The sequence below is a fragment of the Burkholderia sp. Ac-20379 genome, assembly GCF_017104645.1.
Taxonomy (GTDB): Bacteria; Pseudomonadota; Gammaproteobacteria; order Burkholderiales; family Burkholderiaceae; genus Burkholderia.
On sequence record NZ_JAAGPF010000039.1, the window covers coordinates 24,774 to 37,617 of the forward strand.

The 12,844-nt window shown below is 65.9% G+C and carries 14 protein-coding genes and 1 pseudogene; 9 read left to right on the forward strand and 6 right to left on the reverse strand.

Annotated elements, in window-relative coordinates; all coding sequences use genetic code 11:
• Positions 1-82: 82 nt before the first annotated feature.
• Together G3N92_RS07910 and G3N92_RS07915 are read right to left on the reverse strand one after the other, a co-directional pair.
• On the reverse strand, positions 83-670 hold the full coding sequence (locus G3N92_RS07910; RefSeq protein ID WP_206126910.1) for a YSC84-related protein: 588 nt from the start codon (positions 668-670) through the stop codon (positions 83-85).
• Positions 671-948: 278 nt separating this feature from the next.
• Positions 949-1,236: a PsiF family protein gene (locus G3N92_RS07915; protein ID WP_206126911.1), complete on the reverse strand. Its 288-nt coding sequence runs from the start codon at positions 1,234-1,236 to the stop codon at positions 949-951.
• Between the two features lie 200 nt (positions 1,237-1,436).
• On the opposite strand from G3N92_RS07915, the gene G3N92_RS07920 reads away from it, so the two are divergent.
• A complete protein-coding gene (locus tag G3N92_RS07920) occupies positions 1,437-2,483 on the forward strand; it encodes an asparaginase (protein WP_206126912.1) in 1,047 nt (348 codons plus the stop codon).
• Positions 2,484-2,759: 276 nt separating this feature from the next.
• On the opposite strand, the gene G3N92_RS07925 is transcribed toward G3N92_RS07920, so the two are convergent.
• The 3 genes from G3N92_RS07925 to gcl form a co-directional block, all read right to left on the reverse strand.
• Positions 2,760-3,647: a 2-hydroxy-3-oxopropionate reductase gene (locus G3N92_RS07925; protein ID WP_206126913.1), complete on the reverse strand. Its 888-nt coding sequence runs from the start codon at positions 3,645-3,647 to the stop codon at positions 2,760-2,762.
• A gap of 41 nt (positions 3,648-3,688) precedes the next feature.
• On the reverse strand, positions 3,689-4,486 hold the full coding sequence (gene hyi, locus G3N92_RS07930) for a hydroxypyruvate isomerase (protein WP_206126914.1): 798 nt from the start codon (positions 4,484-4,486) through the stop codon (positions 3,689-3,691).
• An 81-nt stretch (positions 4,487-4,567) separates the two neighbouring features.
• Complete coding sequence (gcl, locus tag G3N92_RS07935) at positions 4,568-6,343, reverse strand: glyoxylate carboligase (RefSeq protein ID WP_206126915.1); 1,776 nt, start codon at positions 6,341-6,343, stop codon at positions 4,568-4,570.
• Positions 6,344-6,525: 182 nt separating this feature from the next.
• Between gcl and G3N92_RS07940 the strand changes: the two genes are divergently transcribed.
• From G3N92_RS07940 to G3N92_RS07975, 8 genes are all read left to right on the forward strand, one after another.
• Positions 6,526-7,437 (forward strand): LysR family transcriptional regulator, encoded by a 912-nt coding sequence (locus G3N92_RS07940; RefSeq protein WP_206126916.1) that lies wholly within the window; start codon positions 6,526-6,528, stop codon positions 7,435-7,437.
• 255 nt (positions 7,438-7,692) lie between these two features.
• A complete protein-coding gene (rpsF, locus tag G3N92_RS07945; RefSeq protein ID WP_206126917.1) occupies positions 7,693-8,067 on the forward strand; it encodes a 30S ribosomal protein S6 in 375 nt (124 codons plus the stop codon).
• A gap of 39 nt (positions 8,068-8,106) precedes the next feature.
• On the forward strand, positions 8,107-8,406 hold the full coding sequence (gene priB, locus G3N92_RS07950) for a primosomal replication protein N (RefSeq protein WP_206126918.1): 300 nt from the start codon (positions 8,107-8,109) through the stop codon (positions 8,404-8,406).
• A 3-nt stretch (positions 8,407-8,409) separates the two neighbouring features.
• Positions 8,410-8,685, forward strand: a complete 276-nt coding sequence (gene rpsR / locus G3N92_RS07955) for a 30S ribosomal protein S18 (RefSeq protein WP_006486248.1) — start codon at positions 8,410-8,412, stop codon at positions 8,683-8,685.
• Between the two features lie 28 nt (positions 8,686-8,713).
• Positions 8,714-9,166 (forward strand): 50S ribosomal protein L9, encoded by a 453-nt coding sequence (gene rplI, locus G3N92_RS07960; protein WP_206126919.1) that lies wholly within the window; start codon positions 8,714-8,716, stop codon positions 9,164-9,166.
• A 147-nt stretch (positions 9,167-9,313) separates the two neighbouring features.
• The gene (locus tag G3N92_RS07965) at positions 9,314-10,696 is read left to right on the forward strand and encodes a replicative DNA helicase (RefSeq protein WP_206126920.1); all 1,383 of its coding nucleotides are present in this window, start codon (positions 9,314-9,316) and stop codon (positions 10,694-10,696) included.
• Between the two features lie 134 nt (positions 10,697-10,830).
• Positions 10,831-11,457 carry a DUF47 domain-containing protein gene (locus G3N92_RS07970; protein ID WP_206126921.1) on the forward strand — a complete coding sequence of 209 codons (627 nt, stop codon included), beginning with the start codon at positions 10,831-10,833 and terminating at the stop codon, positions 11,455-11,457.
• A 10-nt stretch (positions 11,458-11,467) separates the two neighbouring features.
• On the forward strand, positions 11,468-12,478 hold the full coding sequence (locus tag G3N92_RS07975; protein ID WP_206126922.1) for an inorganic phosphate transporter: 1,011 nt from the start codon (positions 11,468-11,470) through the stop codon (positions 12,476-12,478).
• An 86-nt stretch (positions 12,479-12,564) separates the two neighbouring features.
• Here G3N92_RS07975 and G3N92_RS07980 read toward each other — a convergent pair.
• Positions 12,565-12,844, reverse strand: a pseudogene (locus G3N92_RS07980) (peptidoglycan endopeptidase); the annotation flags it as partial.

The following is a 12,844-nucleotide window of genomic DNA, read 5'->3' on the forward strand; positions in this document are numbered from 1 at the left end:
CCGGCAAACGAAAACGCCCCGGTTCCCCGGGGCGTTTTTTCGTGCAGCCCTTGCCGGCCGCACGGGCGCGTCGCGTTCGCGCTTACGGATTGATGCGCGACACCTTGGTGCCGTTGATCGACACGTCGCCCATCAGGCCCGCGTTGGTCAGCACGACCACTTCCACCGGCGCGGTGGCCGTGTTGGTGTCGACCGCGCCGTTCGCGCCCATCTTCACGAGCGCGACCGAGGCGTCGGCGCCGGCCGACCAGCCGTCGGTGCGGCGGAACTTGTCGAGCGCGTCCTGCGTCATGAACAGGAACACCACGGCCTTCGATTGGGCGCCGGCCTGCAGGCCGACCGACAGCGAGGACGTGTTGTAGTAGCCGACCGTGCTGCCGCCGACGCGCAGCGCGCCGTTGCCGGTTTGCGCGCCGACGATGAAGCCGGCCTGCAGCACGCTCGGGAACACCAGGATGCCGCGCGACTTGGCGGCCAGCTCGCGCGAGCCGGGCACGGTGGTGTAGAGGCGCGACAGCGTGGCGTTCACGCTGGCGTCGATCGCGTCACGCTTCGAGGCGCTGGTCGATGCGTTATCGGCCTTGTCCGGCGTGGTGGTGCAGCCGGTCAGTGCAAGACTTCCGACGACGAGGGCAGCGGCGGCTTTCAACACGAGATTGCGTTTTTGCATGTTGTTTTCTCCATCAGGTGTGGTTTCGCGGGTCGTCCCGCCGAAACGGGGTCAAGCGCCACGATTTATATCACAGCCCTCCGCGGCATCTTTTCGTGTTCCGGTAAAAAAAGCGTCAAATCGTTTCAAAACGTTAACGTATTGATTCGACTGATGAATTTCTGAATTTCTCGGTAGTTGAAAACCCGCGCGAAAGCGGGCGCCGCGCGCCATGAAAAATGCCGCGCCGGCGTGAGCCGGGCGCGGCATCGTGGCGTGACGCGGCGGGAAGCGGGGCGTCAGGCCGCCGGCTGGTTCGACAGGCAGCTCTTCATGAACGCCTTGCGATCGTCACCCTTCTTGCCGGTGGCTTGCGTGTTGCAGGCCTTCATCTTGTCCTGTTGCGACATCTTCGGCGGCGTGGCCGACAGACAATCCTTCATGAACGCCTTGCGTTCGTCGCCTTTCTTGCCGGCGGCTTGCGTGTTGCAGGCCTTCATCTTGTCTTGCTGGCTGTTGGCGGCGAACGCCGGGGAAGCCAGCATGCCGCCGACGAGCAGCGCGGCCATGAGCGATCGGATTTTCATTGGACACTCCGGTTCAATAATTGGCGTAGTCGTGACACCTGGAGCGATGCGCGTGGCGCGAATCGCCGGGCCATTATGGCAAACCATTTCGGGAACAACAAAGGGACTAACGCGTGGCGGGGCCGCTGCGTTGACGGCGTTTCCACCACCCGGGCAGGCAAGCCCGCACATCGGCAATCGCAGCGATTACAATCGCGGCCATGACACATCCGACCTCCCAACCGACTTCCTCCGCCGCGCCGGCCCCGCTGCCGCGCATCGCGGTTCTCGCCACCGGCGGCACGATCGCGGGCGCCGCGCCCGACGCCACCAACACGGCCGGCTACCAGGCCGGCGCGCTCGGCATCGCCTCGCTGCTCGACGCCGTGCCGGCGCTGGCGCGCGTCGCGCAGATCGAGGGCGAGCAGATCGCCAGCATCGACAGCAAGGATCTCGATCCGGCGCTGTGGATCGCGCTGGCGCAGCGGATCGACGCGCTGGCCGCCGATCCGCGCATCGACGGCATCGTCGTCACGCACGGCACCGACACGCTCGAGGAAACCGCCACGCTGCTGCATCTGGCCGTCAAGACGGCCAAGCCGGTGGTGCTGACCGCGGCGATGCGCCCGGCCACCTCGCTGTCGTCGGACGGCCCGCTGAACCTGCTCAACGCCGTGACCGTCGCGGCCAGCCCGGCCGCGCACGGCCAGGGCGTGCTGGTGGCGTTCAACAACAAGATCCACAGCGCGCGCGACGTGGTGAAGACCAGCACCTACGCCGTCGATGCGTTCCAGTCGCCCGAGCTGGGCGTGCTCGGCTGGGTGCAGGACGGCCGCGTCGAATTCGCGCGCGGCGTGGTGCGTGCGCATACCGCCGCCGCGCCGTTCGCGGTGGGCGCCGGATCGCACACCGACTGGCCGGCCGTCGAGATCGTCGCGAGCTATGCGGGCGTGTCGCGCACGGCCGTCGATGCGCTGGTGGCGGCGGGCGTGAAGGGGATCGTGGTGGCCGGCACCGGCAACGGCTCGATCCACGCCACGTTGCAGGCCGCGCTGGCCGAGGCGGCGGCGCAGGGCGTGGCCGTGGTGCGCGCCTCGCGCGTCGGCTCGGGGCACGTGATGCGCAACGGCGCGGCCAGCGACGATGCGCTCGGCTTCGTCAGCGCCGGCTCGCTGAATCCGTTCAAGGCGCGGGTGCTGCTGATGCTGGCGCTGGCATCCGGCGCGCGCGGCGCGCAGGCCCTGCAAGCCGTGTTCGACACCTACTGAGCAACGGCCATGGCATGAAAAAAGCGGACCCGCGGGTCCGCTTTTTCGTTGTTGCACCTGGCGCGTGGGGGAACGGTAGCGATGCGCCACGCATGAATCCGACGAGCGGACGCCCGACGACGACGTCTGACCGACCAAGGCTTCCCCGGCATCGCCGGGCGCCGCTGCGGACCCAACACCGCTCTCAGCCCAGAGCGGCCTTCAAACCGCCCGCCGAACCTTGCGATCCGCCGGGCGCCCCACGGGTGGGCGGCGTGGCCGCCCGTGCGTCCTGCCTTATTTCGCTTCGGCGATTTCGAGGTTCGACATGATCTCGAGCGCACGCACGATGGCCGAGTGATCCCAGGCCTTGCCGCCGTGCGCCGCGCAGACGCTGAACAACTGCTGCGCGCTCGACGTGTGCGGCAGCGCGAGGCCGAGCCGGCGCGCGCCGTCGAGCGCCAGGTTCAGATCCTTTTGATGCAGCTCGATGCGGAAGCCCGGATCGAAGGTGCGCTTGGTCATCCGCTCGCCGTGCAGTTCGAGGATCCGCGACGCGGCGAAGCCGCCCATCAGCGCGCGGCGCACGCGTTCCGGATCGGCGCCCGAGCGCGCCGCGAACAGCAGCGCCTCGGCCACCGCTTCGAGGTTCAGCGCGACGATGATCTGGTTCGCGACCTTGGTGGTCTGGCCCGCGCCGTTGTCGCCGACCAGCGAAATGTTCTTGCCCATCGCCTCGAACAGCGGCTTGGCGCGCTCGAACGCTTTTTCGGGGCCGCCGACCATGATCGTCAGCGTGGCGTCGCGCGCGCCGACTTCGCCGCCCGAAACCGGCGCGTCGAGATAATCGCAGCCGAGCGCGTTGATCTGTTTCGCAAACGCCTGCGTGTCGAGCGGCGAGATCGAGCTCATGTCGATCACCAGCTTGCCGGCCGTCAGGCCGCGCGCCACGCCGTCGTCGGCGAACAGCACGTTGCGCACGTCGGGCGTGTCGGGAACCATCGAGATGATGATCTCGGCGCTGTCGGCCACCGCCGTCGAGTTGCCGACCACGCGGGTGCGTTCGCGCAGGTCGTCCGGCACCGGGTAGGCGCCGTTCACCACCAGCGTGTGGCCGGCCTTGAGCAGGTTGCGGGCCATGTGCGAGCCCATGATGCCGAGGCCGATGAATCCGATCGTTGCCATATGTTCAAGTCTCCTAATGAGTGAGTGCGGGGCGCGTCGGCTCACGCGTATTCGGCGCTGCGCTGCTGCGCGTCGCGCAGCCAGCCGAGGCCGTCGCGCGTGGTGCCGCGCGGCTTGTATTCGCAGCCGACGTAGCCGTCGTAGCCGAGCTCGTCGAGCAGCGCGAACAGGTACGGGTAGTGGATCTCGCCGGTGCCCGGCTCGTGGCGGCCCGGGTTGTCGGCAAGCTGGATGTGCGCGATCGCGGGCAGGTTCGCGCGCAGCGTCGCGGCGAGCTCGCCCTCCATGCGCTGCATGTGATAGATGTCGTACTGCAGGAACAGGTTGTCCGAGCCGACCGCGCGGATCACGTCGAGCGCCTCGGCCGAGCGGTTCAGCGCGAAGCCCGGAATGTCGTAGGCGTTGCACGGCTCGACCAGCAGGCGGATGCCTTCCTGCTTGAGTGCGTTCGCCGCGAAACGCAGGTTCTCGACGATCGTGACCAGCGTGGTGTCGCGCGCCGCGCTGGCCGCCGCGATCCCCACCAGGCAGTTCAGTTGCGGCACCTTGAGCGCCTTCGCGTAGTCGATCGCGCGGCCCACGCCGTCCTGGAATTCGGCGGTGCGATCGGGCAGGCAGGCGATGCCGCGCTCGCCCAGCTCCCAGTTGCCGGCCGGCAGGTTGTGCAGCACCAGCTTCAGGTGATGGGCGTCGAGCCGTTCGGCCAGCTCCTGTTTGTCGTACGGGTAGGGGAACAGGAACTCGACGGCGTCGAAGCCTGCCTGCGCGGCCGCCTCGAAGCGGTCGAGGAACGGCAGCTCGTTGAACAGCATCGTCAGGTTCGCGGCGAATTTCGGCATGAGGATGTCTCCGGTCGGTCAGTCGAATCAATCGGGAAAGCGCATCGAAGCGTGGCGGCGGTGCCGCGTTCAGTCGAGCATTCAGTCGAGCAGCGAGATGGCGGTCGGCGCGTGTTCGGGGCGCTCGGCCAGCGGCTCGAACTCGTTGATGGCGTCGATCTCGGTGCCCATCGCGATGTTGGTCACGCGTTCGAGAATCACCTCGACCACCACCGGCACGCTGAACTCGGTGATCAGCCGCTTGGCCTGCTCGAAGGCCGGCGCGATCTCCTCCGGCTTGAACACGCGCAGCGCCTTGCAGCCGAGCCCTTCGGCCACCGCGACGTGATCGACGCCGTAGTTGCCGAGCTCGGGCGCATTGACGTTCTCGAACGCGAGCTGCACGCAGTAATCCATGTCGAACTGGCGCTGCGCCTGGCGGATCAGGCCCAGATACGCGTTGTTCACCACCACGTGCACGTAGGGCAGCTTGAACTGCGCACCCACCGCCAGCTCCTCGATCATGAACTGGAAGTCGTAATCGCCCGACAGCGCCACGATGGGCCGCGACGGATCGGCCGCGCGCACGCCGAGCGCGGCCGGAATGGTCCAGCCGAGCGGGCCGGCCTGGCCGCAGTTGATCCAGTTGCGCGCCTTGTAGACATGCAGGAACTGCGCGCCGGCGATTTGCGACAGGCCGATCGTGCTGACGTAGCAGGTGTTGCGGCCGAACGCCTGGTTCATCTCCTCGTACACGCGCTGCGGCTTGACCGGCACGTCGTCGAAATGGGTCTTGCGCTGCATCGTGCGCTTGCGGGCCTGGCATTCGGCCAGCCACGCGCCGCGATCCTTCAGGCGGCCGGCGGCCTTCCATTCGGCGGCCACGTCCACGAACAGTTCGAGCGCCGCCTTCGCGTCCGACACGATGCCGAGATCGGGGCCGAACACGCGGCCGATCTGGGTCGGCTCGATGTCGACGTGCACGAACTTGCGGCCCTTCGTGTAGACCTCGACGCTGCCGGTGTGACGATTGGCCCAGCGGTTGCCGATGCCGAGCACGAAATCGGAAGCGAGCAGCGTGGCGTTGCCGTAGCGGTGCGAGGTCTGCAGGCCGACCATGCCGGCCATCAGCGGGTGATCGTCCGGCATCGCGCCCCACGACATCAGCGTCGGGATCACCGGCACGCCGAGCGTTTCCGCGAAGGCGACCAGCAGATCCTCGGCCGCCGCGTTCAGCACGCCGCCGCCCGACACGATCAGCGGGCGCTCCGCATCGTTGAGCAGGCGCAGCGCGGCCTCGATCTGCGCGCGCGACGCCTTCGGCTTGTAGACGGGCAGCGGCTCGTAGGTGTCGATGTCGAATTCGATCTCGGCCAGTTGCACGTCGATCGGCAGATCCACCAGCACCGGGCCAGGGCGGCCCGAGCGCATCAGGTGGAACGCCTGCTGGAACACGCGCGGCACCAGCGCCGGTTCGCGCACCGTCACGGCCCATTTGGTCACGGGCTTGGCGATCGATTCGATGTCGACAGCCTGGAAATCCTCCTTGTAGAGCCGGGCGCGCGGCGCCTGGCCCGTGATCGCGAGGATCGGGATCGAATCGGCCTGGGCCGAATACAGGCCGGTGATCATGTCGGTGCCGGCCGGGCCGGAGGTGCCGATGCACACGCCGATATTGCCGGGCGCGGCGCGCGTGTAGCCCTCGGCCATGTGCGAGGCGCCCTCGACGTGGCGCGCCAGCACGTGGCCGATCGCGCCGGAGCGGCGCAGCGCCGAATAGAACGGATTGATTGCGGCGCCCGGAACGCCGAAGGCGGTCTGGATGCCTTCTTTCTCGAGTACCAGAACGGCGGCGTCGACGGCTCTCATCTTGGCCATGCATGTCTCCTTGGGAATGGCGGATCGCGGTTGAGGACACTGTATGGCTGCGTCAAAGCTTTGATAAGATCGTCACTCGTCGCTTATTTCAAAACTAAAAGTATCGAATCGAGGGGGCAGGCCGCGCCGTCAAGGCGCGAGCGGGCCTGCCGTTCGATCGAACGAATGGACGGAGACAACCGATGGACCGCTTCAAACAGATCGAGACCTTCATGCGTGTGGCCGACGCGGGCAGCCTCGCTTCGGCGGCGCTGGAGGAGGGCGTGTCGCCGGTGGTGCTCGGGCGGCGCATCGACGCGCTCGAAAAGCGCCTCGGCGTGAAGCTGATGTACCGCTCGACGCGGCGGCTGGTGGTCAGCGAGGAGGGCGCGGCCTTTCTCGAGCGCTGCCGCGGCCTGCTCAGCGATTGGGCGCAGGCCGAAAACGAGGTGGCGGCCGGGCGCCGCGCCGTGAACGGGCACCTGATCGTGTCGGCGCCGGCCGCGTTCGGCCGCAAGCACGTCGCGCCGTTCGCGCCGGCGTTCGCCGCCGACAAGCCCGAACTGCAACTGTCGTTCAACCTGACCGACCGCGTGGTGGATCTGGTGCGCGAGGGCTACGACCTGTCGATCCGGATCGGCGGCGCGGTCGATCCGAACTTCGTTGCGGTCAAGCTGGCGACCAATCGCCGCGTGGTGTGCGGCACGCCCGGTTATTTCCGTCGCCACGGCCGCCCGAAGACGCTCGAGGATCTGCCGAAGCACAATTGCCTCGCGTTCAATCTGCAAGGGGGCCAGAACCGCGGCTGGTATTTCCGCCGCAACGGCAAGGTGGCGACGATTCGCGTGGCCGGCAATCTCGATTGCAACGACGGCGAACTGCTGCACCGCTGGGTGTCCGAAGGGCTCGGGCTCGGCTGGCGTTCCACCTGGGAGATCGCGCGCCAGCTCGAAACGGGCGAGCTCGAAACCGTGCTCGACGAGTTCGCGCTGCCCGATTACGACATCCTGGCCGTGTACCCGCAGCAGCGCTACGTGCCGGCGCGTGTGCGCTACTTCATCGATTACCTGCGCGACGCGTATGCGCAGCCGGGGTACTGGCACGGTGCGAGCTGAGGCGCCGCGCCGCGCGAATCGGGACGCATCGGGGCCGCATCGGGGCCGCATCCGGGGCCACGGACGGGCGGCCGGCGAGCCGGTTTCCGGGCCCGCCGCGCCGGCTGCCGCTCAAGTCGTTGAAAACACGGCCGATTCGCGCCGGGAAACCACCGAAACTATTGCGTGGGTCTGCCGAACGGGTTAGAATCTTCGGCTTCTCACTTGCCACACCGGTTCCGACGCCCGGGTGGCTTTAATCCACAAGGAGTGTGTATGCGTCATTACGAAATCGTATTCATCGTGCACCCCGATCAAAGCGAGCAAGTGCCCGCGATGATCGAGCGTTACAAGACCACGATCACCACGCGCGGCGGCCAGATCCACCGCATCGAAGACTGGGGCCGTCGTCAACTGGCCTACATGATCGAGAAACTCGCCAAGGCTCACTACGTTTGCCTGAACATCGAGTGCGACCAAGCAACGCTCGACGAACTCGAACACGCGTTCAAGTTCAACGACGCAGTGCTGCGCCACCTCATCGTCAAGCAGAAGAAGGCCGAAACCGGCCCGTCGCCGATGATGAAGGAAGTTCAGCGCGAAGAAGCCAAGAAGGCAGCTGCAGCGCAGCCGGCCGAAGCGCAGGCTTAAGACCGAATCGGTCAAGCCACCAAGGATCGCGTCATCTCCGTGAACAGGCTGCAACTGACGGCAAGCGTCGTCGAGCGACAAGCGGTGCGATACACGCCCGCCGGCGTTCCGATCGCAAGCTGCACGTTGCAACACCACACGGAGGTCGTCGAAGCCGGCATCCGCCGTCAGGTCGAATTGACGATCGAGGCGATGGCGGCAGGCGAGGCGAGCGGCAAGCTGGAACGCTGCGAGATGGGCGTCGAAACGCTCTTCACCGGCTTCCTGGCGAAAAAGCACCGCAACGCGCGCACCTTGGTGTTTCACATCACAGCATTGCAGGACATAGGAAAGGACTGAATCATGCCCCGTCCCACTGGCAAGAAATTCGACAAGCGTCGTCAGCAACAAAACCCGCTGTTCAAGCGCAAGAAGTTCTGCCGCTTCACGGCAGCCGGCGTTGAGCAAATCGACTACAAGGACACGGAAACGCTGAAGGACTTCATCGGCGAAAACGGCAAGATCACGCCGGCGCGTCTGACGGGTACGAAGGCGCACTACCAGCGCCAGCTCGACACGGCAATCAAGCGTGCGCGTTTCCTCGCGCTGCTGCCGTACACGGACCAGCACAAGGCCTAAGGCCAGCGACGCAATAAGGAGAATTCGAATGCAAATCATTCTGTTGGAAAAAGTCGCGAACCTGGGCAACCTGGGTGACATCGTCAAGGTCAAGGACGGCTACGCACGTAACTTCCTGATCCCGAATCGCAAGGCTCGCCGTGCGACGAAGGATGCGATCGCCGAATTCGAAGTCCGCCGCGCGGAACTCGAAAAGGTCGCAGCCGAAAAGCTGGCCGCCTCGCAGGCAGTCGGCGAGAAGCTGGCAGGCCAGTCGTTCGAGATCACGCAGAAGTCGGGCGTCGACGGCCGTCTGTTCGGCTCGGTCACGAACGCGGACATCGCTGAAGTGCTGAAGAAGGCCGGCTACGAAGTCGAAAAGGCGCAAGTGCGTCTGCCGGAAGGCCCGATCAAGATCATCGGCGAGCACGCCGTTCAGATCGCACTGCACACGGACGTCGTCGTCGACGTCACCGTGAACGTGATCGGCGACCACGCCTAAGCGACACCACAGCACACGCTGTAATCCGGCCGGGCGGTGCTCACCGCCCGTGCCGCGAGGGCAGGGTCCGGGAAACCGGCCCTGCCTTTTTTCTTTTCTGCCGCCCAGTCTGGCGTCACTTCGCTCATTTCGCGATAATCCCAAGCCATGAACGTGCCGCACGACCCCCAAATCGAATCGCTGAAAGTCCCGCCGCACTCGGTCGAGGCCGAGCAATCGGTGCTGGGCGGCCTCCTGCTCGACAACGCAGCCTGGGACCGCATCGCCGACTTTCTCTCGCAACAGGATTTCTACCGTTACGACCACCGGCTGATCTACGAGCACATCGGGCGTTTGATCGCCTCGACGCGCCCGGCCGACGTGGTGACGGTGTACGAGGCGCTGGTCACGGCCGGCAAGGCCGACGACGTGGGCGGCCTGGCCTACCTGAATGCGCTCGCGCAGAACACGCCGAGCGCCGCGAACATCCGCCGCTACGCCGAAATCGTGCGCGACCGCGCGGTGCTGCGCCGGCTCGTGTCGGTGGCCGACGAGATTTCGGCCGACGCGTTCAATCCGCAGGGCAAGGAAGTGCGGCAACTGCTCGACGAGGCCGAGTCGAAGGTGTTCTCGATCGCCGAGGAAGGCGCGCGCGGCACGCAGGGCTTCCTCGAAATCGGGCCGCTGCTGACGCAGGTGGTGGAGCGCATCGACACGCTCTATCACACGGCCAACCCGAGCGACGTGACGGGCACGCCGACCGGCTTCGTCGATCTGGACCGGATGACCTCGGGCATGCACGGCGGCGAGTTGATCATCGTGGCCGGGCGGCCGTCGATGGGCAAGACCGCGTTCTCGATGAACATCGGCGAATACGTGGCCGTGGAATACGGCCTGCCGGTGGCGGTGTTCTCGATGGAAATGCCGGGCAGCCAGCTCGTGATGCGTATGCTCGGCTCGGTCGGCCGGCTCGATCAGCACCGCATGCGTACCGGGCGGCTGACCGACGAGGATTGGCCGAAGCTCACGCACGCCGTGCAGAAGATGAGCGAGGCGCAACTGTTCATCGACGAAACCGGCGGCCTGAACCCGATGGAACTGCGCTCGCGCGCACGGCGTCTGGCGCGTCAATGCGGCAAGCTCGGGCTGATCATCGTCGACTACCTGCAGCTGATGAGCGGTTCGTCGCAGGGCGAAAACCGCGCGACCGAAATTTCGGAAATCTCGCGATCGCTGAAGAGCCTCGCCAAGGAGCTCGACGTGCCGGTGATCGCGCTGTCGCAGCTCAATCGCGGCCTGGAACAGCGCCCCAACAAGCGCCCCGTGATGTCGGACCTGCGCGAATCGGGCGCAATCGAACAGGATGCCGACGTGATCCTGTTCATCTACCGCGACGAAGTGTACAACCCGGACAGCCCCGACAAGGGCACCGCCGAAATCATCATCGGCAAGCAGCGTAACGGCCCGATCGGCCCCGTTCGGCTTACGTTCATCGGTCAATACACGAAGTTCGACAACTTCGCCGGGTCGCAGCACTTCCAGGGCGACTGACGCAGCGTGTAAAGCCCGGCGCCGCCAAGCGTTGTATCTCGCGCGGCCCGGGAGAAGGGCGCACCTGCCCGCCGGGGAAACGGTACAATGACGCCGCTTTTTGTGACAGTCATTTGACAATACCCGGAAATTTCATGTTCGGTCGATTCATGCCCACCGAGGGCAAGTTCTTCGAAATCTTCAATTCGCACGCGAACTTCATCGTGTCCGGTGGCCGCGAGCTCGAATTGCTGATCGACAATCTCGACGATGCCGAGATCCACAAGCAGAAGGTGCAATCCGCGGAAAAATCCGCGGACAAGTTGACGCATGAAGCGATCGACCTGCTGCACAAGACCTTCATCACGCCGCTCGATCGCGACGAAATCCACAAGCTGATCACCACCATGGACGACATCCTCGACCTGATGGAGGACGTCGCCACGGCCGTGTCGCTGTACGACGTGCAAGCCGTCACGTCCGAGGCGAGCCAACTGGCCCATATCGTCACGGCCTCGGCCCAGCACGTGCAGCAGGCGGTGGCGCTGCTGTCGGACATGAAGCAATCGTCGAAGATCCTCAAGGCCTGCGAGGAGATCGATCGTCTCGAATCGGAGGCCGACCGCGTGCTGCGTTCGGCGATGTCGAAGCTGTTCCGCGAGGAAAACGACGTCAAGAACCTGATCAAGCTGAAGGCGATCTACGAGCTGCTCGAGGAGATCACCGACAAGTGCGAGGACGTCGCGAACATCATCGAAGGCATCGTGCTGGAAAACGCCTGAGCGAGCCACGATGCATTCGATACAACTCGCCATCTGGGCCGTTGCGACGCTCGTCATCGTCGCGCTCGTGTTCGACTTCATGAACGGTTTTCACGACGCCGCGAATTCGATCGCGACCGTCGTGTCCACCGGCGTCCTGAAGCCGCAGCAGGCGGTCGCGTTCGCCGCCGTGTTCAACGTCATCGCCTATTTCGTGTTCCACCTGAAGGTCGCGCAAACGGTGGGCAAGGGCACTATCGATCCGGCCATCGTCGATCACTACGTGGTGTTCGGCGCGCTGGTGGGCGCGATCGGCTGGAACATCATCACCTGGTATTACGGGATTCCGTCGAGCTCCTCGCATGCGCTGATCGGCGGGCTGGTCGGCGCGGCCGTCGCCAAATCGGGCTGGGGTTCGCTGAATCTGGACGGGCTGATGAAGACGGTCGCGTTCATCTTCATCTCGCCGCTGCTCGGCTTCGTGCTGGGCTCGCTGTTCATGCTCGGGGTGTCGTGGATCTACTTCCGCACGCCGCCGAGCAAGGTCGACCGGCGGTTCCGGCGCTATCAATTGCTGTCGGCCGGGCTTTACAGCCTTGGGCACGGTGGCAACGACGCGCAGAAAACCATCGGCATGATCTGGATGCTGCTGATCGCCACCGGCTATGCATCGGCCACGGCCGATGCGCCGCCGGTGTGGGTGATCGGCGCGTGCTATCTGTCGATGGGGCTCGGCACGCTGTTCGGCGGCTGGCGGATCGTCCGCACGATGGGCCAGAAGATCACCAAGCTCAAACCGGTCGGCGGGTTCTGCGCCGAGCTGGGCGGTGCGCTGACGCTGTTCTCGGCATCGTGGATGGGTATTCCGGTGTCGACCACGCACACCATTACCGGCGCGATCGTCGGCGTGGGCGCGACGCGCAAGCTGTCGGCCGTGCGCTGGGGCGTGGCGGGCAATATCGTCTGGGCCTGGGTGCTGACGATTCCCGCGTCGGCGCTGATCGCGGCGGCGGGCTGGTGGGTCGGGCACCGCGTGTTCTGATCCGCGACACCGTTGCCATCATACAAAACGCCGCGAGCCGAAAGGCCGCGGCGTTTTGTTTTGCGGATTGGGATGGGCCGCGGCGTTCAGTAGCTGCCGGTGGCGAAGCGCGCGATCGGATCGTCGCCGCTGCCGTTGCCGCCGGTGGCAGCGCCCGATGCGGTCGAGGCGCGGATGATGCCGCCGCCGTCGGAAGGCGAGACCATCTGCGCCTGGCGTGCGGCCGCGCGTGCCGTGGGTGGCGGCGGTTCGAACGCGTCGGCCGCCGCATCGATCGGGTCGCGCGAGGCGCTGGTGGTGGCGGTGGCCGGGCCTTGATCCGGCGAGGCGGCGTAGCGTGGCGCATCGTCGGCGGGAGCTGCGGCC

What these genes read in the sequence shown, in the direction of transcription:
- G3N92_RS07915 (WP_206126911.1), bottom strand. Translation starts at nt 1,236, where the DNA reads ATGAAAATCCGATCGCTCATGGCCGCGCTGCTCGTCGGCGGCATGCTG.
- G3N92_RS07970 (WP_206126921.1), top strand. Translation starts at nt 10,831, where the DNA reads ATGTTCGGTCGATTCATGCCCACCGAGGGCAAGTTCTTCGAAATCTTC.
- rpsR (WP_006486248.1), top strand. Translation starts at nt 8,410, where the DNA reads ATGCCCCGTCCCACTGGCAAGAAATTCGACAAGCGTCGTCAGCAACAA.
- G3N92_RS07925 (WP_206126913.1), bottom strand. Translation starts at nt 3,647, where the DNA reads ATGGCAACGATCGGATTCATCGGCCTCGGCATCATGGGCTCGCACATG.
- hyi (WP_206126914.1), bottom strand. Translation starts at nt 4,486, where the DNA reads ATGCCGAAATTCGCCGCGAACCTGACGATGCTGTTCAACGAGCTGCCG.
- G3N92_RS07965 (WP_206126920.1), top strand. Translation starts at nt 9,314, where the DNA reads ATGAACGTGCCGCACGACCCCCAAATCGAATCGCTGAAAGTCCCGCCG.
- G3N92_RS07920 (WP_206126912.1), top strand. Translation starts at nt 1,437, where the DNA reads ATGACACATCCGACCTCCCAACCGACTTCCTCCGCCGCGCCGGCCCCG.
- G3N92_RS07910 (WP_206126910.1), bottom strand. Translation starts at nt 670, where the DNA reads ATGCAAAAACGCAATCTCGTGTTGAAAGCCGCCGCTGCCCTCGTCGTC.
- rpsF (WP_206126917.1), top strand. Translation starts at nt 7,693, where the DNA reads ATGCGTCATTACGAAATCGTATTCATCGTGCACCCCGATCAAAGCGAG.
- G3N92_RS07975 (WP_206126922.1), top strand. Translation starts at nt 11,468, where the DNA reads ATGCATTCGATACAACTCGCCATCTGGGCCGTTGCGACGCTCGTCATC.
- gcl (WP_206126915.1), bottom strand. Translation starts at nt 6,343, where the DNA reads ATGGCCAAGATGAGAGCCGTCGACGCCGCCGTTCTGGTACTCGAGAAA.
- G3N92_RS07940 (WP_206126916.1), top strand. Translation starts at nt 6,526, where the DNA reads ATGGACCGCTTCAAACAGATCGAGACCTTCATGCGTGTGGCCGACGCG.
- rplI (WP_206126919.1), top strand. Translation starts at nt 8,714, where the DNA reads ATGCAAATCATTCTGTTGGAAAAAGTCGCGAACCTGGGCAACCTGGGT.